Here is a 22,361-nt window from a genome sequence, read left to right on the forward strand (position 1 = left end):
TGCGCCAACGCCTGCGCGCAGTGCTGCTGGCATACAACTCAGTCTTTACCACGCAGCATGCTGTTGAGCACCCCGTCGCGTCGTACCCACGCGTGAAACAGGGCTGCCGCCACATGCAGCAAGACGGTGAAGAACAGTAAATACGCCAAGTACGTATGCGCGGTGCGCAAGAAGGCGAAGGTCTTGGCGTTCGCGGGCAATAAGGCGGGCAGTTGCAGCGATTGGCTTAGCATCACCGGCTCACCCGCCGCCGAGATCATCGCCCAGCCCACAAGCGGCAAGGTGAACATCAGCGCATACAACAACACATGGGACATTTTGGCCGCGAGCACTTGCACCGCAGGCAAATCGGCCGACAGTGGCGGTTGCCGGGTCGAAAACCGCACAAACAGACGGACCACCACCAACAACAAAATCGCAATGCCCAACGGTTTATGCAGATTGAGCAGCCATACGTGCCGCTCTGAAACCGACGCGGCCATACCCGCGCCAATAAACAGCATGCTCACGATCATCAAGGCCATCAGCCAGTGCAGCAGGCGCGCCAACGGCGCGAAGTGAGAGACAGGCGCGCTCATGGGCGTGGCTCCTGAGGGAGTTGATCAACTTCACCGGTGCGCCGGTGATACGAACTGGCGTAGGCGGCAGACCGCGCGGCCAGCAACGGGTCTGCGGAAGCCTGGATGCCCGCAGGCAGGATCAAGGGGTCGTAGTTGATGTCGCGGCATTCGCCGCTGTTCTGCGCCTGTGTGCTGGTGAGCACCAACGTGCCCGCCGTGATCACTTTGCGTGCAGCGGGCCAGGCTTTGCTGGCGTCCTCAATCGGGTCGCCCGCCTCGGCCAGGGTCAAATTGAACTGCCACTTCAAAGGCCCGTTGGCTATGCGCTGCACCAAGTCCTGCTGCAGATAATCGGCTTCGTTCGGGGCAGTGGCGCCGGGTGCATCCTGATCCAGCGGCACTACGCCCCAACGCACCGCCTGGCGCTCGCCCGCCGAATTCACCAGGTAAAAGGCATTAATCGCGTTGTAGCGCTCAGTGGCATAACTGGCAGAAGGTTTGGCTGTTTTCACCCATTGCAAAAACGCGGCGGTTTCGGGGTGCGAGGCAAAAAAGGCGGGCATGGCGGTGGGTTTGGGCTTACCGGTTGAAGGTTCAGGGCTGCCCGCTTGAAGCATTTGGTAGAAGGCTTGGGGGGTGCCCACCGGAAATACCGGCATGCTGTTCATCCCGGTGCGCCATTGTTGGCCATTGGCTTGCGTAAAACGCAGCGCCAGGCTGCGCAGTGGCACGCTGCTGTCAGGCGCATACGGCTTACCGCTGGGCAGTGCAAAGCGCCCGACCACGGGCGTACGCCCCGGGTGGAAGACCTGCGCACTGGACACGCCCTGCGCATCGCCGTTGCTCTCGAAATAGCCCACCACGCAGATGCCTTTGGCGTGGTTGCGCCTGAAACCAGGGTGCAGGCCGTTGTTGTGCTCCAGGGCGTTGACGAAACTCTTGGGTTGCAGCCGTTGCGGGTCGAACGTTCCATTTACGTAATAAAACGCGGCACCTATAACGGCCACGACCGCACCAATACCGGCCAAACGCACCACTGCAGCACTCGAACTCAAGGGGGATTTTGCAGGCCGCCGGGGCGGCAACTGATCGACCATAATGCACTCCACGGCCACGGGGCCGACAGTTGGGATGGCCTATGAGACACAGGCCACGCAGGCTTATTCCCGTGGCAGGGCGATTATTTTCTACACATTATTTTGACGCCCCCGGGAATCACTATTAATCCTAGACGTCTTCATGGCAACGCCCCGATTAACCGACCAACACCCTGCAGGCTTCGTGCCATTTTTTGATCGGTCATTGTGCGAACACATCCCCTGTCGAACGGTCAGCCTGACGTGCTTTCAGGGTTGGGTTTTGTGATCCAGCGCGGCATAGAAGTTCGCACTTTGCTGAAGGTATTTTTGCGTGTAGGCCATCGATTTTTTATCACTGGCTAGCGGTGTGGCGCTGGCGGGTAGAGCCACGGTGGCAGAGATGGCGGACGCGGCAATCACAGAGAAAAGATTGAAGTTCATGGTTAACCCTCGACGATTCAGTTGGCTTGCTGCCTTTTCAGGCCGTGGAGCCAACTTAACGCCGGGGGTCATCCGGCAAAAATTCATTGCAGCACTAGCGGGTATCAGCGTGATTGATACAGCGCTGCACCCCGCGCTTTACGGGCGATTGATGAACTTCAAGTCAGAGGGAGCATCCATTTCAAGGGTCTGCACAGTCTTGCCCAGCAGGCCGGTTTTCGGGTCACGCTCAAGCACCACAATGGCGTTGCTCATCTGATTGGCAATCAGCAAAAATTTGCCGTTCGGGCTCAAGGCGAACTCACGCGGGTGATCACCTTCAACCGAACGCCGCTGAATTTCGGTCAACTCGCCAGTGGCCGGGTCAATGCTGAACACCAGCATTTCGTTGGCCTTGCCCCGGTTACTCACATACAGGAACTTGCCATCGGGTGACGCATGCAAGCCGCCAGCCGCACGGTTTTGCGCAGGTTTACCCTGGGCCAGTTCAATGGCCTGGCGCTGCTTGAGTTGACCCTTGTCGTAATCAAACACAAACACCTGCGCACTCATCTCAGTGGTCAGGTACGCGTGCTTGCCATCTTTGGAGAACAACAGGTGACGCGGACCGCTACCCGCTGGCAACTCGATAGCGGCCGGCTCTGCGGCGACCAACGGGTGCTCGGGGTTGGCAGCCGGATTGTAACGGTAGACAAACACCTTGTCCGCGCCCAAATCACTGGCATAGACAAACTGGCCATCTGGGGACGACACCACCGAGTGCACATGGGCAGACATCTGGCGCTCAGGGTTTATCCGGCTGGCCGGATGGCTGCTCATCTGCGTCACGGGTTGCAACTCACCTTGCGCGCTGATCGGTAACACCGCCAGGCTGCCGCCGGGGTCAGCATGCACGCCGTAGTTGGCTACAAACAGGTAACGCTCATCGCTGCTCAAGCTGGAGTGGGTGGGTTCTTCGCCCAGGGTTTTAACCTGGTTGATCGCGCTTAAACGGTTGGTTTTTGGGTCAATCGCCAGGCTGCTCACGCGCCCCGCGATGTCTGCCTGCCCTTGCCCGTTCTCATTGACCACGAACAGCCGTTGCTGGTCTTTGGACAGGGTCAGCCAGGACGGGTTATCCGTCTTGAACACTTGCAGCGGTTGGGGCGTGATACGCCCTTTATCGCTGTCAAATTGCAGGCGGTAAATGCCCTGGCTTTTGCCCTGGGTATAGGAACCGACCAGCAGCTCGACTTCGCTTTCAGATGCAGCCTGCGCCGACATCGCGCCGACACTTGAGGCCATCAACAAGGGCAACCATTTAAGCTTCATCAGCGACCTCGTAATCATCGTCATCGTTCGTGGCTTTCAGCGCTTTTAAGCAAACCAGACGGTGTTCTACGCAGTCACCGGTCAGGGTCCAGCTTTGCAACGTGTCGTCGAATACGGCCGCGTCGAGCTGCGCCGGGTTGAAGCTCCAGCGCTTTTCGGCGCGACCGTCCATGCACGTGATGAGCAATTGCACATCGTCCAGAGAGAAATCCCAGGCATGCAGCCCGTCGATGACCAACATATCGCTGGTTTCAAGGGCTGCGCGCAAGGTCTGGTTTGAATCGCTCATTCATCAATCACCTGTAAGAAAGGCGCAATGATAGGTCAATCCGTCGCAGTTACCCACGCAAAACAGTGATCACTCAGCGAATTCAAAGCAAAAAGCGCTCAACAATCATGCGTTGGCTGATTTTGCCGTAATACACCTCAGGCACTTTTTCACCCGGCCTGGCTTTGGCTTCAAGGCTTTGTTTGCTGACTTTACGTTGATCCTTGAGTTTGAAATGCGCCGCCGTGGGCGGGTTATCAGGCGCATTCAGGGTTTCATAGTGAAGATGGGCATACCACACCACCTGATTTTTTTTGTTGAGTACCTGGTACTCCTGCACGAAATCGTTACGAGGCCCAAACATCTTGACCCGACCGCCATCTTTGAGCAGGTGCACATCGCCCTTGTCCAGTAAAAACTCAACAGTTGCCTCGGTCGGCGGCAACGACTTCAGGATCCACAACGCCTGTTCGCGTAGCTTGTGCGCGCCCTCACGCAAACGTTTGAGCAATGACTGGGGGGTGCCTGGCTTGGGTTTTTGCTGAACCGGCTCGTGCGCAAAGCCACGCTCTATCTCGCTGATCAGTGCATCAAGCTTTTGCGCGTCTCGCTCCAGAATTTCTTCAAGTTCCAGAGGATATTTTGAGTTATTGGCGTACACCTTCACGCGGTTGATCTTGGGGTCAACCTTGCTCAACAACTCATTGCATTGGGCGCGAATGACACCCAGCGCACGGGCTGGCACAGGGGCCATTATTGGTTCTATGGCCTCCCAGCGGTTGGGCGATGACTCGCGAAAGGTCATCCTGGGCAGGCTCGCACCCGGGCTCATCGGTCGATCTATCGGTTCGCGCAGAAGAGAATCACCCACTTCCACTTCCAACGGCTCTTGATCGGACGCGCGGGGGCGCGCCACACCAATCAAAACACCATGTTTGCGGGTTTTGATGATTCTGGAGGCCGGATGCACCCGTCGCGAGGGATTGGGTTGCGATGGAAGCCACTCCGTTTGTCGCCGGGCCTCTTCAGCCAGTTGCTGTTCAATTTTGAGGCTGAACCCTTCAATCATTTCTGTTAACCGGTTGTATTCGACCCGATTGAAGCGGTATCCCACCTCAAGGTGCAAAATGGCCAGCGCGTCCTGCGCCCTGGCATAGCGCTCCTGTAAATCGGTCATGATTTCCACACGTTCGCTGTGCGTGAACAGGCTGGTATCGGCCAATTGCGCATGCGTTTGCAGGGAGAACGTCAACGGCCAGACAATTTCTCTCAGCGCTTGCCAATCTTCGCCAAAGGCAATCACGGGAACAACATCGGTCAGGATTCCCAGATGCATCGACATAAAATCCAGTTCCGTAGCCTGCTGTCGAGTGCCATCAGGGCGCTCTATGAGCGCCATCGCGCTGACCCGTTTTTCGGCCATTGCATAACCCACACGCGGGGACTCGCGCAGCACCTCCAGAAGCCGAACCTGTTCGCGAAAATCGTTCAAGTGTTGCTGGTGCGCCTTGAAGAGTTCACGCCTGAAGCTGGCATAACGATCCCTCTCATTTCTGGCCAGAATCTCTTCTGGCGGCCCACTGAATTCGGGGTACAAGGCAACGAGATGGACGATATACAGGTGCTGGGCGTAGACGATATCCGTCGCAAAATCGAAAAAAGCCTCGTTGAAGTTGCCTTCGCGGATATGGTCCTTAACCTCGCTCATTAGCGCGTGTCGCTCCTTGAAGTTCGCGTGCTCCACTGCAAATTCCGCACGGCTTTTCTCGGCAAGCGATCTCAGGCTTTTGACCCGCAATGTTTTTTCGAGATAGGTCAGTTGCTTACTTAAATCGCCTTCTTGCGTTTCAATTGCCTTTGTCCGCGCATCACTGAGCTGGGTATGGATCTCCTGCTCCCTGTCATGGAACGCAAAGTATTTGTTATTCAACTCATTGATACGCCTGTTGCGCAGCGCCATTTGCGCTGCCAGTTCGCGGCGGGTCTTGGGCCCCCCTCCACGCAAGCGCATACCCGTGTCAAAGTCCCAGTTTCCGGCTGAGTCTGGGCGGATCCATGGCCCTGTTTGAGTCGGGTCTTTAGGGCTGACCAGCACTACGCCCTCATCCTCAAGGGATACCTGATAACTGTGGCCTCTGATCATGGCGTGCCATGTGTTGTCAATGATATACAAGCCCTTGTACTGACCCTGCGCGACCGGGTCGCGCTCACCCGGGTCGACTCCCTGGTTACGGTCCAGCCACGTGAGATGCGTTTCGTTCAAATAGATACGCGGATTATTGAACCAGGAGAAATCCAGCGCACTGTGCTGATTGCCCACCGCGACGCTGGAAAAATAAGTGACCCCCTGTTCAACCTTGACTGAGTCAGGTTCGAAGGCCACTTCGGGCGGGCGCACCGCCGGGCCGATCAACCGCGGTGCGACATTCGCTACCTCATGCAATGGCTCATCGCTGGACGGTACGGGTTGAGTCACATGCAGCAACACCATCCCGATATTAAAAAGCAGGTCAATAATTGCCGGTGCCCTGGTGTCTTCACTGTCACTGCCAAGCGCTTCGATATCGTGCTTAAGCGCGGAGACAGTGAGTAATACCCAAGAGAATACGGCTACCGGTCCGCGCAATAACGGCACCACCGTATTGAAAAGTAACCAGCCCCCTTCCTTGAGGATTGCCCATCGGCTCTCCGTATTCGACACCGATTGGCGATCAGCCAACTCAATCAATGTCAGGGCGGTTTCCATAAACAAATCATGCAGAAAAGGACTGCTTAAAGGACGCAGATAAAATGTCTCAGATGCCTTTAGACGCACATTGACCAGGCTCAAAACACCGGCCTCCATCGTGGTGCGCGACGTTTCGGACATCCAGTCAAGTACGCTGCTGCGCAAGTCCCCCTTCTCGCGTATCGCAGCCAGCATGGCTTGCGCGCTCGCAAACTCAAGCAACACCGCCTTGAACAATGGCCGATACAATACGCAACGCCCGTCGGGGTCATGGGTCAGGCCGATCACAAACATGTTGCGCGCATAATCAGGGACCGCTTTGGGTGTGCTCAACAACGCCAATGGGCTAATGCTGACGCTCTGACCGTCAAGCACTCTGGAGGCGACGTCGACCTGCATCAATGCGGCGATACAGCGGTAACCCCACATGCTCAGCCCTCCCTCCCCCTTCAACAGTTTTTCCAGGGCCAGCATCGGCAGCGCGACGCGTAATTGATCAACGAAAAGTGTTTCTCGTCGCGCAGACTCATCTGCATCACCTATCAGCAAACGCGTGATCAATTGCGGGTATTTGGCGCCCACATTCACCCGTTGAATGAGTGATTTCACGTAGGTTGGCGTCATCCACCAGTCTTGAATCAGTTGATTATGCCGATGCCGAATCGTCATGTGCCCGCTGGGGATCGCGGCCAGGTTTTGCAACGCCAGCTCGGTCAGCGTGAACGTTACCGTGTGCACGCTGCCCGAGGTGCCCGGCAGACCACTGGCCACGAGAAAATCGAGTTCGATGTCGTCCGAGTAATACCCGGGCGCCAAAGGCTGATCCTTGAACATTTGTTCACGCAGGACTTTGGACGCGTACGTGTGCAGGTCATCAATACCGTCGTTAAACGTCTGGCCTTTGGCGTTACGCAGGACATTGGCCAGGTCAATAACGTGCGAGCGGTAAACAAAGCGATCAGCCTCGCTTGCCTGTTGTAACCATTGAGGCAACGCCGTAAACACCCGCCCCAATACCGTCGCGTCATACACGGCGTCGGCTTCATCCTCATCGGCAAACCCCGCGCTCAGGTCCGTTAGGTCGCCAAGCTGGCGCTCAAGCATTGCTACCGTGCAGTCCTTTACCCGTGAAGCCGGTTCAAGGGCTGCCACCCTCTCAAGCTGATTGTTGAGCAAAATCATCGCCTGGGTGTGCAGGCAGTTGCCGCTGGGTTCGTAGCGTTTCCATGTCAGCGAATCTATCAGGTAACGTGCGCCCAGCATCCTGCCCATGATGCGGCCATAAGCACTCCACGTTGCAAAGGCTTCGATAGCCCCGGATGGCTTGCATTGCAACATCTGCTCGTGGCCATCGACCTTGTGCGCGATAAGAAGATCGGGAGAGAGCGGCGCATACGTCGCCTGTGCGTGGCTCACTTGCAACTGGGCGACATACGCCCTGGGCCGTTCAGCAGCTCCAAACACCCGCCATCGGTCCTCGATCACCGGGTACTTGAGTATCTGGCGCACCGCGTCAATCTGCTCATCACTGAGCCCGCCACGGGTATTGGCCGAGGACAGCAACGTGTCACCCAGCAACGTGGCCAGCCAATGCTGGCGACTGCGAAAGGTCCCCGTCGGCTGGTTCCAATAATCAACCACTGCCGTTTGAAAAGCCCTGTTCCACTCGCGCAACACCTCACGTATCACGCGCTCTACCGTTGTCATCGGCAACACAGGGGCAGCACTCGCTGACGCAACACCGCCAACCGGCACCTGTGCCAGAAAACATTGCCGGGGTTCATAAAACGTGTAGTCAAGGGGCGTTGCACAGGCGATATGTTCAAGCACCGCCTCGAGCAACACGCGCTGACGCGGCACACTCAGCGCCTGTTCTCGCTGATCAACCGTCCACACAATGTTGAGTTGATTGAGCGGCGGCAAGGTTTCCCAAGGCCCTAGCTTGCTGGTCAGTTTTTTTTCAAGCAGCTCATTTACAGCACTGCGCAGTGTCGGCCGTGCAGAGAATTGATGGGCGATGGCCTGTCGCAGCATCTCGGCGGGGCTCAGCGCCAACGGCGAATCCGGGAGGTTTGTCATGGGATATCGGCTTCCAGAGGGATCAAATGGGCGGCTCAGCCACCCTTGACGCTCATCTAAAAGCAAAAACTCCCGGCACCTGCGGTACACCTTTATGGCGCGGGGCATGACGTTGATCGGGCGTTCTGCAAGCCATAAAAAAGGCGCTGTCCAAACCTCGGAGAGCGCCTTTTTTACCCCCGGGTTTTACGCCAGGCTTTTACTCACCACCTCAAACACATCACTGGACAGCTCACCCGAATTACGGATGCGCTCCAGCTCAGCTTTCATCAGCGCCTGACGGGCACTGTCGTATTTACGCCAGCGCGTCAACGGTGCCAACTGGCGCGAAGCGATCTGTGGGTTAAAGCCGTTGAGCTGGATGACCGTGTCCGCCAGGAAGCGGTAACCCGAACCGTCCGCCGCATGGAAGTTGATCAGGTTTTGGCCGGCGAACGCACCAATCAACGCGCGTACCTTGTTCGGGTTCTTGATGTTGAAGGCCGGGTGTTCCATCAACTCGCGTACCCGCTGCAAGCCGCCAGGCAAAGTGCTGCCCGCCTGCACGCTGAACCACTGATCCATGACCAACGGATTGTCCTTGAAGTGCTCGGCAAAACTGGCCAGTGCCTGGGCCTTTTCAGCCTCGAACGGCGAATTGACCAACACCGCCAGCGCTGTCAGGCGCTCAGTCATGTTATCGCTGTGCTCAAATTGCTCCAGGGCGGCGGCCAGCACTTCGGGTTTGCCTGTGAGCATCAGGTACGACAATGCGATGTTTTGCAGCGCACGGCGCGCAAAGTGCGACGCTTGGGGCACATACGGCGTGGTTTTGGACACTTCACGGTTGGCCTGATAACGCGCCCACAAGGCATCGTAAAGGCTGTCAGCGAGCTGTTTGCGGGCGAATTCGCGGGCGGCATGAATCGCCTCCACATCCGCAACGTCACTGATTTCAGTCAGGTAGGCTTCACCCGGCAGCGATAACATTTCTGCCACCATCGCCTGATCCAGTTGCTCATTGCCCAGCACACTGCGCAGGGCTTGAACCAGACGTTGATCCATGACCAGCGCTTCACCGCGCTGATGCTGCCCGATCAAGTCCTGCAACACCTGCACCGCTAACTGCTGGCCTGCTTCCCAACGGTTGAAGCCATCGCTGTCGTGTTGCATGAGGAACATCAATTGGTCACGGCTGTACGCAAAGTGCAGTTTGACCGGGGCCGAGAAACCACGCAGCAACGACGGCAGCGGCTGTTCAGCGATACCGGTAAAAGTGAACGTCTGCTGGCTTTCAGTCACCGACAACACCCGGCTGGTGCCCGCAGGCGACGATTCACCCGCCAATTGCAGTGGCAGTTCTTTGCCCTTGGCGTCCAGCAGGCCCAGTGCCACCGGGATCACAAACGGCAGTTTTTCAGTCTGCCCCGGTGTGGCCGGGCAGCTTTGGCTGAACGTCAGGCTGTAGGTCTGGCTCGCGCCATCGTACTGCTCGCTGACGCTCAGGCGCGGCGTCCCGGCCTGGCTGTACCAGCGCTTGAACTGGGTCAAGTCCACGCCGTTGGCGTCTTCCATGGCTTTGATGAAATCGTCGCAGGTCACGGCCTGGCCGTCGTGGCGATCAAAGTACAAGTCGCTGCCTTTGCGAAAACCTTCGGCACCGAGCAAGGTGTGAAGCATGCCCACCACTTCCGAGCCTTTCTCGTACACCGTCAGGGTGTAGAAGTTGGATATTTCGATGAAGCTGTCCGGGCGTACCGCGTGAGCCATCGGGCCTGCGTCTTCAGCAAACTGATGAGTGCGCAGGTAGGCCACGTCCTGGATGCGCTTGACCGTCGCCGAGTTCATGTCGGCCGAGAAACCTGCATCGCGAAACACGGTGAAGCCTTCCTTGAGCGACAACTGGAACCAGTCGCGGCAAGTCACGCGGTTGCCCGACCAGTTGTGGAAGTATTCATGCGCAACGATGGCTTCAACGCGCTGGTGGGCGGCGTCGGTCGCGGTCTCGGCACGCGCCAGCACGGCGCTGGAGTTGAAGATGTTGAGGCCCTTGTTCTCCATTGCGCCCATGTTGAAGTCGTTGACGGCCACGATCATGAAGATGTCCAGATCGTATTCACGGCCGTAGGTTTCTTCGTCCCAGCGCATGGATTTTTTCAGGCTGTTCATGGCGTGCTGGCACTTGTCGATGTTTTCAGGCTCGACATAAATACGCAGCGCCACCTCGCGCTGGCTCATCGTGGTGAAGGTGTCTTCGACGCACCACAGATCACCGGCCACCAGCGCAAACAGGTAAGCCGGTTTTTTGAACGGGTCTTCCCACGTCGCCCAGTGCCGACCGTCGTCCTGCGGGCCGCTGCCCACCGGGTTGCCGTTGGACAGCAGGATCGGGTAGCGGTTTTTATCACCGATCACCGTGGTGGTGAACGTGCTCATCACGTCAGGGCGGTCGAGGTAGTAGGTGATCTTGCGAAAGCCTTCAGCCTCGCACTGGGTGCAAAACATGCCGCCGGACTTGTACAGGCCCTCAAGCGCGGTGTTGGATTCAGGGTGGATCTTGACGCTGGTGTCCAGTACAAACTGTTCGGTTTGCGGGTGCAGGGTCAAGTGGCTGTCCGTGAGCTGATAGTCCTGCGCCGTCAGCTCCAGGTCATTGAGCTTGACCGACAGCAACTCCAACTGCTGGCCATCGAGCGCCAATGGCGGCAAGCCTGCACCCCGTTCCGGGTTGCGACGCATCACCAGCTGCGCATGAACCAGCGTGTGGTCCTCGAACAATTCAAAGGTCAGGTGCGTTTCGTCGATCAGATACTCGGGCGCCTGATAGTCCTTGAGGTAGATCATTTTCGGTTGTTCGGTGCGCATGCTGGAGTCCTTTTACTGATGCACGGCCAGCTCGTAGGCCGTGTATTTGCGAATGTTGATAACGCCGGTGTCAAAGATCAGGTACTGGCCCTTGATCCCCATCAGCGTGCCTTCGACGATCGGATCTTTGTCCAGATTGAAACTGACGATCTTGCTCGGGTATTGCTCGACCGGGTAACGAATCTCGATGGGCGCAACGTCATGCAAAGGTTGGACCGCTTGCAGGCCAAAACGCTCCTGCAACTGTTGCAGGCCTTCGGCACAGCTCTCAAACAATTGCTCACGCACTGCAACGAGGTCCACCGGCGCGGCGTCGCCCTTGAGCAGTGCACGCCAGTTGGTGCGGTCCCCCACTTGCGAGCGAAACAGGTCTTCGACAAACCCCGATTGCTGTCGCGTGGCCACACGCACAATCGGTATTGCCTGGCTGGCGCCCTGATCGAGCCAGCGCGTAGGCAACTGCGTGGCACGGGTGATGCCGACTTTGATCCCTGACGAATTGGCCAGGTACACCACGTGATCGGTCATGCAGAACTGCTCACCCCACGACGGATCACGGCACGTGCCTGCGTCGTAGTGGCAACGCTCCGGGCTCATGATGCACACATCGCATTGGGCCAGTTTGGTCATGCAGGGGTAGCAATACCCTTGACTGAAGCTTTTTTTGGTTTTGCGCCCGCAGTGGGTGCAGTTGATCGCCCCCAAAAACTCCAGGCGCAGTTTAGTGCCGATCAACGGGTTGACCGGCACCTCGGTGTCACCCAAGCGAAACGCATATTGAACAGTCGGCGATTCAAGGCTTGCCGACATTTTGCTGATTGCACCACGACCAATTTCAATCAATGGATGGCATCCGATTTGAACAGGATGTTAGGCACCGAGATGGACTTGGAGCTGCACTCCTGCGGGCCCATGTAACCGGTGCGCTGGTCTTCCGGCAGGTTGTTCACCTCCCAGGCAATCATGGCCTGCAACGACAGCTCGCGCTGTTCGGCGGTCAACTTGTTACCGTCCGCCCATTTGCCGATTTCCACGGCCAGTTTCAGGCTCTGGTAGATCTCGGGGGTGATGTTTTGGATCATTTCGTTGAAAGAGGACATGGTTGTTTTTCCACTAAAAAGTAATTAATCGCGTAGTCGCTGGCGCAGGCTGAGATAGGGCCGAAAAAACCTTCGCTAATTTCAGGAAGGCTCGCCACGTATACATCGCAGCCTTGGGCATCGACTTACAGGGCATGAGTCTGCTTTCTGCGGGCCCACAGGCCGCCGAGCAAACCGGTGAGGCAACCGATCAACAGCCCGCCCACGTGGGCGGCGTTGGCGATCTGGCCAAAACCGATCAGTGACACCAGACCGGACAAGCACACGGCCAGCCACACCAACATCATCACCAAAACCCCGCGAGGCAGGCGATAAAGCGGGTTTGGCGCCATCAACTGGTAAATCCACACATGCCCCAACAGGCCGTACAGCACGCCGGACAAGCCGCCAAACAGGCTCGGGCCGCCAAACAGGTACTGGGCAAAGTTGGACACCAGGCTGAACAACAGGCTCAACCCAATGAGATTGATGCTGCCCTGACGCATTTCAATGCGTCGCCCCAATTCCCAGTACCACAGGCCGTTCATGGCGATGTGCAAGAAACCGAAGTGAATCAGCATCGGGGTGAACAATCTCCACCATTGCCCGGCGGCCAGGCTATCCGACAAAGGTGTGAACTGGATGTACTGCCCGCGGATGCTGAAATCGAGAAACGTCAGCCCGCTGAGGGTCGAGAGGTTTTCACCCAGTTGCGTCACCCCCGCGACGATGATGCACAACAGCAAAATCGCGGCAGTGGCCGGACTGTCGCGCAGTTGCTGGACAAAGCCGGGGCGCGCCATCGCCTGCGGGCGCTCAACGATCGGCAATTGATGCTCGGGATCACCCTGAGGGAAACGCTGATACAGGCTGCGCACATCGTCAGCGATGCTGTCTGGCGCCCACACCACTTGCTCGCCCGCCTCTTCACTGACGCGATGCGGCACTTGCAGGCGCTTGAGCAGGCTGACAAAGCCACTTAAATCAGTCGACAGCGGCAAACGTAATACAGCAACAGCACTCATTGAATAGCCTCCGGGCGCTCAACATCCACCCATACAAATTTGTGCGGATCGAGGCGTGTTTCCTGATCCAGACGATAGGCCACCAACTTGCCGTACAACACGGCACTGTAATCCAGACAGGCCAGGTTTGGCCGGATCGGTGCAGGCTTGCCACTGCGCCAATAGTGACCGACAAACAACATCGGCTCTTCAATGCCGTAGCGCAGCAAGGCGCTCTTTTCAGTGGGCGATAGTGGCTTTTGTGCCACGCCTGCGGGCAGTGCATCAGGCTGAAACACAATATCGCCGTAGGTTTTGGGGTCGTCTTCCCAGAATTTGGTGCGAAAAAACGCTCGTGTCAGACCGTCGCCACCGGTCAACGTCATGCCATTCGGCAAGCGCATGTCGGTGCCGCGCAGCAGGCGATTGAAGCTCATATTGGCAAAGCTTTCAGGCTGCGCCGCCGCTTGCAGGAACGGTTCGTCGATGCAGCCATCGGGGTATTGCGCGCGCAGGGTGGCAATCACATCCGCATCCCAGCAGGCATGCACCACCCGAAAACGACCGGCATCGACAAACAGCGGCATGTCGTAAAACCACTGCACAAAGTCGCGCCACTCGCCGGGGTACTGGGCAAATTGCTCCAGGGTTTCGTGGATCAGCCGGGTGTGGCGCGGGTTGTGCTCACGCACATACTGCTTGCCACTGCCCGCAGGCGCCGGTGTGCACCAACCCAACGCGTTGAACTCATGGTTGCCCATCAGGCACAGCGCGTGCCCCGCCACAACCATGTCGCGCACGATATGCAGCGCCTCGCGGATCCGCGGACCACGGTCGATGATGTCACCCAGAAACACCGCCATGCGTTGCGCGTGTTGCCACACACCGCCATGTTTGCGATAGCCCAGACGCTCCAACAGATGCTCAAGGGTATGAGCACAGCCATGCACGTCACCGATCAGATCGTAACTGCGCGCGGGATCGAGCATCAGTCGCTCCTACCGCCCAGTCGGCTACCCCAACCGAGCTTGGTCCGACACACTTCATAGTAGTTGTGGTCCAAGGGGTGGATCAGGCGCAGCTTTTGCGCTTTTTTGCTGACGGTGATGGTGTCGCCGGGCGCGCAGGTGAAATGGTTCTGACCGTCGCACGACACTTGCGGGTAGATCTGCATGTCCTTGGCCACCACGATTTTCAGCTCGCTGTTGCCATCCACCACAATCGGCCGACTGCTGAGGGTGTGCGGGTACATGGGCACAATGACGATGGCATCCAGCTTGGGGTGCATGATCGGGCCACCGGCCGACATGGCGTAGGCCGTGGAGCCAGTCGGCGTGGCAACGATCAGGCCGTCGGCTTTCTGGCTGCACACGAACTGACCGTCGATGTGCAATTCGAATTCGATCATGCGCGTGGATTTACCGGGGTGCAGCACCACGTCGTTCAGCGCGTCGCCCTGGCCAATGGCTTCGCCGTGACGGCGCACTTCGGCTTGCAACAGAAAGCGGTTTTCAACCAGGTAATGGCCGTCGAGCACCTCGGCCACTTTGACTTCCAGTTCATCCGGACGAATGTCGGTCAAAAAACCCAGGCTGCCCCGGTTGATGCCCAGCACCGGGACATTGTGCCGCGCCAGTGCGCGAGCGGCGCCCAGCAAGCTGCCATCGCCGCCGACCACAATCACCATGTCGCACACTTCACCGAGCATTTTGCGCGAGGAGGTTTGCAAGCCATGACCGGGCAACACTTCGGCAATGGTGTCTTCGAGGATCACGTGCATGTGCCGCTCGAGCAGGAATTTTTTCAGTCGGCGAACCGTGTCGAGCACTTGCGAACTGCCCAAACGACCAATGATGCCGATATTACGAAATTGCTCCATGAGGCTCCTGCGGGATACGTGACGGGCGAAAACGACGATTATGGGCGAAAGCACACGATAGACAAAACCCTTTCAGCCCTTCAGCACGCTATGCTCGCAGCATGATCCTCTTCCCCGACTTGCTCAACCTGCCCCGCCAGCTACGTCACCCCCAGGTGCGGGATTTGGCGTGGGTGATCCTCGCGCCCCCCATGCTCAGCCAAACCCCGTGGCCACAACGTCACCCGCTGGCTGGCAGCGACTGGGTACAGGCCCCGGATGCGCTCGAACACTGGCTGCGGGCACTGGATCAGCACAGCCAACCCCTGGAGGACTGGCTCGCGCAGGCCACCACGCGCAGGCTCGGCCGTTACTACGAGCGACTGTGGCAGTTTGCTATCCAGCACGCACCCGGTGTGGCGTTGATTGCAGCCAACCTGCCCATTCGCGTGGGTGGCCACACGCTGGGCGAACTGGACATGCTGTTGCGTGATCGCGACGGCGTGCATCACCTCGAACTGGCGATCAAGCTCTATCTGGGGCCGCAACAAGGCGACGGCCGCGACCCCGCGCAATGGCTTGGCCCCGGCAGCAATGACCGACTGGACCGCAAACTCAACCACTTCGCCCAGCATCAGTTGCCGATGTCCAGCCGGGCGCAAAGCCGCGAGATTCTGGCCGGGCTGGATATCCAACAGTTCAGCGCGCACCTGTGGCTGGGCGGCTACCTGCTGTACCCGTGGCCCGGCCATGCGCAGCCACCAGCGGGCGCTCACCCTCAACACTTGCGTGGGCGGTGGTTGCACCAGCGCGACTGGCCTGCGTTTGTCCGTCAGAGCGCCCAAGGCTGCTGGCAGCCGCTGCCCCGCCATGCGTGGCTGGCGCCCGCCCACTACGGCCCGCAAGACTGCTGGAGCGCAACCCAACTCAAGGGCTGGCTGAGCCAATTGCATCCCCAGGCACCCGCGCAATTATTGGTGCGCCTGACTCAAAACAACGACGGTGACTGGGAGGAAGCCGAGCGTTTGTTTCTGGTGTCCGACGTGTGGCCAAACCTGCCGGGTAACAGCGAAACCATGCAATCGAGTGCAACCGTATTAAAGTGAACGCACTGCGTCAGACAAGAACGCAGGCTCAAGACCTGAACCGTGAGGAAACACCATGTCCTGGAAAAGCTCGACTGACCGTTACAGTCGTATGTCCATCGCCCTGCACTGGCTGATGGTGCTGTTATTTGTATTGATCTACGCCGCCATCGAGTTTCGCGGGATCTTCCCCAAAGACAGCGACGGCCGCACGCTGATGAAAGATGCACATTTCATGCTCGGTTTAACCGTGTTTGCGCTGGTTTGGCTGCGCCTGCTGGCACGCACCCTCGGCGTGGCGCCCACCATCACGCCAACACCGCCCGCCTGGCAAACCGCACTCGCGACCCTCATGCACTGGGCGTTGTATGTGTTCATGATCGCCATGCCGGTCATGGGTTATCTGGTGCTGAGCTACAACGACAAGTCGATATTTTTCTACGGCTTTGACCTGCCGCCGTTAACCCTCAAAGACATCGACACTGCCAAACAGATCAAGGGCTGGCACGAACTGGGCGGCACCCTTGGTTACTGGCTGATCGGTCTGCATGCACTGGCCGGCCTGGCGCATCACTACGTGATCAAAGACAACACCTTGCTGCGCATGCTGCCCAAGCGCAGCTAAACCGGTGATGCAAATCCCCGGCGGCCCTGCAAGCCGCCGGTGTGTACAAAAACCACTCGCCGACCGCGTGCAATATGCCCCGTTTGCACCGCCTCTTTGAGCGCCAACAAGGCCTTGGCGGTGTACAGCGGCTCCAGCGGCACCCCACTCGACTGTTCGCTGGCACGCATAAATTCAAGCAACTGATCATCGACCTTGGCAAACCCGCCACGGCAGGCCTCGATCAACTGATAGGGCCGCGAGGCCTGCCCGGCCTGTTGCAAGATGGCCAGCACATTAGGTGCCACCCCATGATCCTGCGGCACCGCCAGCGCGCCATACACCTCGCGCGGGTCTGCAAGCACCAAGCCTGCCAGCGTAGTCCCGGTGCCCGCGGCCAACCACCACGCGTCATAATCCGCCCAGCCGACAGCACCCAGTTGCTCGCGCACCTGCGTCACCAGCGGCGCGCACCCTAAAGCGCCCGCCAGCCCGCCTCCGCCTTCGGGCACGGTGTGTAACTGCGGATACATCGCGTGCCAAGGCTGCCAGAAACCCGGCTCATGCCGGGCGCGATACCCGGCAAACCCCAGCCAATGCAGATGCATGCCGAAGTCTTGCAGGTCGCGGGTGGTCGGGGTTGCTTGAGGGTGCCCGCGCAGCAGGCCCACGGTGGTAAAGCCGAAGCGTTTACCCGCAGCGGCCAGCGCATGCAAATGATTGGAGTGTGCCCCGCCGAGGCTGATCAGCCCCTGCGCGCCAGCGGCCTGAGCGGCCCTTAAGTGATGATGCAGCTTGAACCATTTGTTACCACTGATCAGTGGGTCAATCAGATCCAGGCGCAGCACCGCCACCTCAACCCCTGCGTTTGTCAGCCAGTCAACGTGCAAGCGCTGCAAAGGCGCATAAGGCTGCCAGTCGATCAAAGGCACATTCACGGCAGACTCCGCTCAAAAATGAGCGGAGTTTAGCGCACCTCAATCGCTTATAGCTCGGCCGCCAGCCGCGACCCCTGATTGATCGCACGCTTGGCGTCCAACTCAGCGGCAACATCGGCGCCACCGATCAAATGCACGCACTGCCCGGCGGCTTCCAGACCTTGCTGCAATTCACGCAGCGGGTCCTGGCCTGCGCAGATCACGATGTTGTCGACCGCCAGCAGTTGCGGCTCGCCCTCGCCGATGCGGATGTGCAGACCTTGATCGTCAATGCTCAGGTATTCGACGCTGTTGAGCATCTGAACGTGTTTGTTTTTCAAGCCGGTGCGATGAATCCAGCCGGTGGTTTTACCTAAACCTTCACCCACTTTGGTTTTTTTGCGCTGCAACAGGAACACCTGACGCGCGGGCGCTTGAACCTCAGGCTGGATACCTGCCACCCCGCCACGGGCTTCAAGCCGGGTGTCAATGCCCCACTCTTTCCAGAACGCGTCGCGGTCCTGACTGGTGGATGCGCCTTTGTGTACCAAAAACTCCGACACATCAAAACCGATACCGCCCGCGCCAATCACAGCCACCTTGGCGCCCACCGGCTTGCGTTGCAGGATCACATCCAGATAACTCAGGACTTTGGGGTGATCGATACCCGGGATCGCCGGGGTGCGCGGTGCAATGCCGGTGGCCAGAATGATTTCGTCGAAGTGGCCCGCCAGCAGCTGCTCAACATTCACGCGGGTATTGAGGCACACCTCGACCCCAGTGGTTTGCAGCTTGCGCTTGAAGTAACGCAGGGTCTCGAAGAACTCCTCTTTGCCCGGTACACGTTTGGCCACGTTGAACTGGCCGCCAATTTCACTGCCCGAATCAAACAACGTGACCTGGTGCCCCCGTTCGGCCGCCACAGTGGCCGCCGAGAGGCCCGCAGGCCCGGCACCTACCACAGCAATTTTTTTCACGGCAATGGTCGGCAAGTAGTTGAGTTCGGTTTCATGACAGGCGCGCGGGTTGACCAGGCAACTGGTGAGTTTGCCGCCAAAGGTGTGATCCAGGCACGCCTGATTACAGCCAATGCAAGTGTTGATTTCATCGCTGCGCCCGGCAGCGGCCTTGTTGACGAATTCAGGGTCAGCCAAAAACGGCCGCGCCATCGACACCATGTCGGCATCGCCCTCAGCCAGAATCTGCTCGGCGATCTCAGGGGTGTTGATGCGGTTGGTGGTAATCAGCGGCACGCTGACCGAGCCGCGCAACTTGGCGGTGACTTTGCTGAATGCGCCTCGCGGGACTTTGGTGGCAATGGTCGGAATACGCGCTTCGTGCCAGCCAATACCGGTGTTAATCAGGGTTGCACCGGCCTGCTCGACCGCTTGGGCCAGTTGCACGATTTCATCCCAGACGCTGCCGCCCTCCACCAGATCAAGCATCGACAGGCGATAAATGATGATGAAGTTCGCACCCACCGCTTCACGCACGCGGCGCACGATCTCGACCGGCAGGCGCATGCGATTTTCATAGCTGCCGCCCCAACGGTCAGTGCGCTGGTTGGTGTGCGCCGCCAGGAACTGGTTAATGAAGTAGCCTTCAGAGCCCATGATCTCGACGCCATCATAGCCAGCGCTTTGCGCCAGTTTGGCGCAGGTCACGAAATCGCTGATTTGCTTCTCGATACCCGCTTCGTCCAACTCTTTGGGCTTGAACGGGTTAATCGGTGCCTGGATCGCACTCGGCGCCACCTGGCGCGGGCTGTAGGCATAACGCCCGGCGTGAAGGATCTGCAAGCAGATTTTGCCCCCCGCTGCGTGCACCGCTTGCGTTACCACCACATGCTTCTCGGCTTCTTCAGCGGTGCTGAGTTTGGCTGCACCGCTGTACACACCGCCTTCGTCGTTGGGCGCGATGCCGCCTGTGACCATCAAGCCCACGCCGCCTTGGGCGCGTTCGGCAAAGTAGACGGCCATGCGCTCGAAACCGCCGGGTTTTTCTTCAAGGCCGGTGTGCATCGAGCCCATCAAGCTGCGGTTGCGCAGCGTGGTAAAACCCAGGTCCAGCGGGGCCATCAAATGCGGGTAGTGAGTGGCAGTCATCAGGTTGCTCCACAACAGGCTAATTCACGGAACGCGGGATGCTCTGCGGCTCCCGTCGTTGAAGGTAAGGCACAGTAATGGCACGCCCGATCCCGCTCAATGACCCAAAGTGACAAATTATTAACCCAATTGCGCAGCGCCCCTTGGCAAGTGCGCATACGCCACCTACCCTAGACGCCGAATCCTGCAAATGGTTGCCTGCTCTATTTCCCATGCGTACTTTAATTGGCTGCACCCTACTGATTGCCCTTGCCGCCGCGGGTGGCGGTTATGCGTACTGGACCGAGCAACGAGAGGTCGGCCACTACCTGTCTGACCTGCGGGTTGAACTGGCGATCAACGACGGCGTCGATAGCGGACGTGGCAACTTGTTAGGCATCGAAGCCCAACTGTCGCCGCGTGACTATCAAAGCCTGGCGCTGCTGCACCTCAAGCTGGCTGCCTATATGAGCAAAGCGCGTGATGCCGGTTTGCTCAACGACAAAACCATCGTCGTATTACCCGAACACATTGGCACCTGGCTAATGTTTCGCGGTGAAAAAAACGAACTGTACCAAGCCCGCGATTTGAGCGAAGCCATGCACTGGCTGGCCATCAGCAACCCGTTGACGTTCACCCGCGCGTGGCTGGGCGCAGTCGGTGAAAGCCGCCTCAACGATGCGCACTTGCGCATGAAAGCCGCGAGCATGGCCGCTGATTACCAAACCTTGTTTGGCGGACTGGCCAAGGAGTTCGGCGTGACGCTGGTGGCCGGGAGCATTGCGCTGCCCGACCCGCGCATCGAAAACGGCACGCTGCGGGCAGGCACAGGGCCGCTGTACAACAGCAGCGTGGTGTTTGACCGCAATGGCGCCGCGCAGGGCAAACCGCAGCGTCAATTGCTGCCCACCTATGAAGAACAAACCTACATCCAGCCCAGCCCCGACCACCAGTTGAATGTGATTGACACCCCGGCCGGGCGCCTGGGCATTTTGGTCGGCAGCGACAGCTGGTACCCCGAAAACTATCGCTCACTCAACGAGCAACAGGCGCAGTTCATCGCAGTACCTGCGTTTATCACCGGCAAAGACACCTGGCAAAAACCGTGGGGCGGCTATAAGAGCGTTTCGACACCCAGCGAAATCAGCCTTAAACCCGGTGAAGTCAGCGAGGGCGCAGCCTGGCACCGTTTAACGCTCATCAGCAGCGTGCCCACCAGCACTGCCGAAGCCGGAATCACGGTGTTCTCACAAGGCAAGTTCTGGAACAAGCACAGTGGCGGGCAAAGTTTTATCAGCCGTAATGGTTTGACCAGCCACGACATGCCGGTGACCAGCGCGCGCCTGCTCAATCTCTGGTTGTAAACCATGAAACCGTTGCCGATGCGCCTGGGGGATTTATCGGTCGGCTTCGTGCAGCAACTGGCCGATGCGGTGCGCAGTTATGGCCACGACCCGCAGCCCTTGCTCAACCAGTACGGGCTGGATGCCGCCCGCTTGAGCCAGCCGCTGGCGCGGTTGTCGATCCCGCGCTACATGCGCCTGGGGCATGCCGCCATTGCGCTGACCCAGCAACCGGCGCTGGGTTTGCGCATGGGCCAACTGAGCCGCCTGAGCCAGGCCGGGCTGGCCGGGGTGACAGCCGCCCAGGCGCCCACGGTGCGTGAAGCGGCACGCACGTTGATTCGTTTCGAAGCGCTGTACGGCTCCAATTACCGCGGTCAGTCGAGCCTGCACGAAGATGCCCAGGGCGCCTGGCTGCGCTTTTATTCCATCAGCCCGTATAACGCCTATAACCGCTTTGTCGTGGACTCGATCATTTGCGGCTGGCTGCACCAATTATCGTCGGTGGCGGGCACGACGCTGATCAGTGAACACATCGACATCGAGTTCAGTGAGCCCGATTACGCCGAGCAATACCGCCACCTCAGCCATCACCCGCTGCACTTTCGCGCCGACACCAATCAGTTGCGCTTGAACCATGACGCGCTGGACCTGCGCAATGCGCAGCATTGCCCCAGCACCTGGTCTTGTCTGCTGCTGATGTGTGAACGCGAACTGGAGCAATTGACCCGCACCCGCAGCCTGCGCGAACGCATCACTCAACTGCTCGGACCGTTGCTCAACGGCGGCCGTGAACCCGACCTGGAAGAAGTGGCTGCGCGCCTCAAGCTGCCGACCTGGACCCTGCGGCGCAAGCTCACCGAAGAAGGCACGCAGTTTCGCGCCATTCTCAACGACACGCGCCGCGACCTCGCCATGACCTACATCCGCGATACAGAGTTGGCGTTTGGTGAAATTGCGTATTTGTTGGGATTTGCCTCAGCCGAGGCGTTTCAACGCGCCTTCAAACGCTGGAACGCCGAAACCCCGGGAGAGTTTCGACGTCGCCAGCGCCAGTCGGCTTGACAGGGCAACCCT

18 protein-coding genes are annotated in these 22,361 nt (G+C 58.7%); 4 read left to right on the forward strand and 14 right to left on the reverse strand.

What is annotated here, in order from left to right; genetic code table 11:
• Positions 1-38 precede the first annotated feature (38 nt).
• The 12 genes from ACP7A4_RS13455 to ACP7A4_RS13510 form a co-directional block, all read right to left on the reverse strand.
• Complete coding sequence (locus tag ACP7A4_RS13455; protein WP_426247350.1) at positions 39-578, reverse strand: cytochrome b; 540 nt, start codon at positions 576-578, stop codon at positions 39-41.
• The gene (locus ACP7A4_RS13460; RefSeq protein WP_426247352.1) at positions 575-1,657 is read right to left on the reverse strand and encodes a catalase family peroxidase; all 1,083 of its coding nucleotides are present in this window, start codon (positions 1,655-1,657) and stop codon (positions 575-577) included. The genes ACP7A4_RS13455 and ACP7A4_RS13460 overlap by 4 nt, the downstream gene beginning before the upstream one ends.
• A 249-nt stretch (positions 1,658-1,906) precedes the next feature.
• Positions 1,907-2,080: a hypothetical protein gene (locus ACP7A4_RS13465; protein ID WP_165599935.1), complete on the reverse strand. Its 174-nt coding sequence runs from the start codon at positions 2,078-2,080 to the stop codon at positions 1,907-1,909.
• 138 nt (positions 2,081-2,218) lie between these two features.
• Positions 2,219-3,391 carry a lactonase family protein gene (locus ACP7A4_RS13470; RefSeq protein ID WP_426247354.1) on the reverse strand — a complete coding sequence of 391 codons (1,173 nt, stop codon included), beginning with the start codon at positions 3,389-3,391 and terminating at the stop codon, positions 2,219-2,221.
• The gene (locus ACP7A4_RS13475; protein ID WP_426247356.1) at positions 3,381-3,680 is read right to left on the reverse strand and encodes a DUF5629 family protein; all 300 of its coding nucleotides are present in this window, start codon (positions 3,678-3,680) and stop codon (positions 3,381-3,383) included. The genes ACP7A4_RS13470 and ACP7A4_RS13475 overlap by 11 nt, the downstream gene beginning before the upstream one ends.
• 82 nt (positions 3,681-3,762) lie before the next feature.
• Positions 3,763-8,466, reverse strand: coding sequence for a dermonecrotic toxin domain-containing protein (locus ACP7A4_RS13480; RefSeq protein ID WP_426247358.1), 4,704 nt, complete (start codon positions 8,464-8,466; stop codon positions 3,763-3,765).
• A gap of 186 nt (positions 8,467-8,652) precedes the next feature.
• The gene (gene pepN / locus ACP7A4_RS13485) at positions 8,653-11,310 is read right to left on the reverse strand and encodes an aminopeptidase N (protein ID WP_426247360.1); all 2,658 of its coding nucleotides are present in this window, start codon (positions 11,308-11,310) and stop codon (positions 8,653-8,655) included.
• A 12-nt stretch (positions 11,311-11,322) separates the two neighbouring features.
• The gene (locus ACP7A4_RS13490) at positions 11,323-12,153 is read right to left on the reverse strand and encodes a DUF2797 domain-containing protein (RefSeq protein WP_059763309.1); all 831 of its coding nucleotides are present in this window, start codon (positions 12,151-12,153) and stop codon (positions 11,323-11,325) included.
• Entirely contained in the window at positions 12,150-12,410 is a 261-nt protein-coding gene (locus ACP7A4_RS13495) for a YeaC family protein (protein ID WP_059763310.1), read from the reverse strand. Before ACP7A4_RS13495 ends, ACP7A4_RS13490 begins: the two co-directional genes overlap by 4 nt.
• Positions 12,411-12,535: 125 nt before the next feature.
• Positions 12,536-13,414 (reverse strand): rhomboid family intramembrane serine protease, encoded by an 879-nt coding sequence (locus ACP7A4_RS13500; RefSeq protein ID WP_426247363.1) that lies wholly within the window; start codon positions 13,412-13,414, stop codon positions 12,536-12,538.
• The gene (locus ACP7A4_RS13505; protein ID WP_059763312.1) at positions 13,411-14,382 is read right to left on the reverse strand and encodes a metallophosphoesterase; all 972 of its coding nucleotides are present in this window, start codon (positions 14,380-14,382) and stop codon (positions 13,411-13,413) included. Before ACP7A4_RS13505 ends, ACP7A4_RS13500 begins: the two co-directional genes overlap by 4 nt.
• The gene (locus ACP7A4_RS13510) at positions 14,382-15,272 is read right to left on the reverse strand and encodes an NAD(+) kinase (RefSeq protein WP_048364997.1); all 891 of its coding nucleotides are present in this window, start codon (positions 15,270-15,272) and stop codon (positions 14,382-14,384) included. The genes ACP7A4_RS13505 and ACP7A4_RS13510 overlap by 1 nt, the downstream gene beginning before the upstream one ends.
• Before the next feature lie 101 nt (positions 15,273-15,373).
• On the opposite strand from ACP7A4_RS13510, the gene ACP7A4_RS13515 reads away from it, so the two are divergent.
• Positions 15,374-16,357, forward strand: coding sequence for a DUF1853 family protein (locus ACP7A4_RS13515; protein WP_059763313.1), 984 nt, complete (start codon positions 15,374-15,376; stop codon positions 16,355-16,357).
• A 55-nt stretch (positions 16,358-16,412) separates the two neighbouring features.
• Positions 16,413-16,961: a cytochrome b gene (locus ACP7A4_RS13520; RefSeq protein ID WP_203302552.1), complete on the forward strand. Its 549-nt coding sequence runs from the start codon at positions 16,413-16,415 to the stop codon at positions 16,959-16,961.
• On the opposite strand, the gene ACP7A4_RS13525 is transcribed toward ACP7A4_RS13520, so the two are convergent.
• On the reverse strand, positions 16,958-17,878 hold the full coding sequence (locus tag ACP7A4_RS13525; protein WP_426247366.1) for a 1-aminocyclopropane-1-carboxylate deaminase/D-cysteine desulfhydrase: 921 nt from the start codon (positions 17,876-17,878) through the stop codon (positions 16,958-16,960). The genes ACP7A4_RS13520 and ACP7A4_RS13525 overlap by 4 nt on opposite strands.
• Before the next feature lie 47 nt (positions 17,879-17,925).
• Positions 17,926-19,962, reverse strand: coding sequence for an FAD-dependent oxidoreductase (locus ACP7A4_RS13530; protein WP_426247368.1), 2,037 nt, complete (start codon positions 19,960-19,962; stop codon positions 17,926-17,928).
• A gap of 212 nt (positions 19,963-20,174) precedes the next feature.
• On the opposite strand from ACP7A4_RS13530, the gene ACP7A4_RS13535 reads away from it, so the two are divergent.
• Positions 20,175-21,305, forward strand: coding sequence for a carbon-nitrogen hydrolase family protein (locus tag ACP7A4_RS13535; protein WP_059763317.1), 1,131 nt, complete (start codon positions 20,175-20,177; stop codon positions 21,303-21,305).
• A gap of 3 nt (positions 21,306-21,308) precedes the next feature.
• On the forward strand, positions 21,309-22,349 hold the full coding sequence (locus ACP7A4_RS13540) for an AraC family transcriptional regulator (protein WP_059763318.1): 1,041 nt from the start codon (positions 21,309-21,311) through the stop codon (positions 22,347-22,349).
• Positions 22,350-22,361: the final 12 nt, after the last annotated feature.

This window comes from Pseudomonas sp. TWR3-1-1, assembly GCF_049896545.1.
GTDB lineage: Bacteria > Pseudomonadota > Gammaproteobacteria > Pseudomonadales > Pseudomonadaceae > Aquipseudomonas > Aquipseudomonas weihenstephanensis.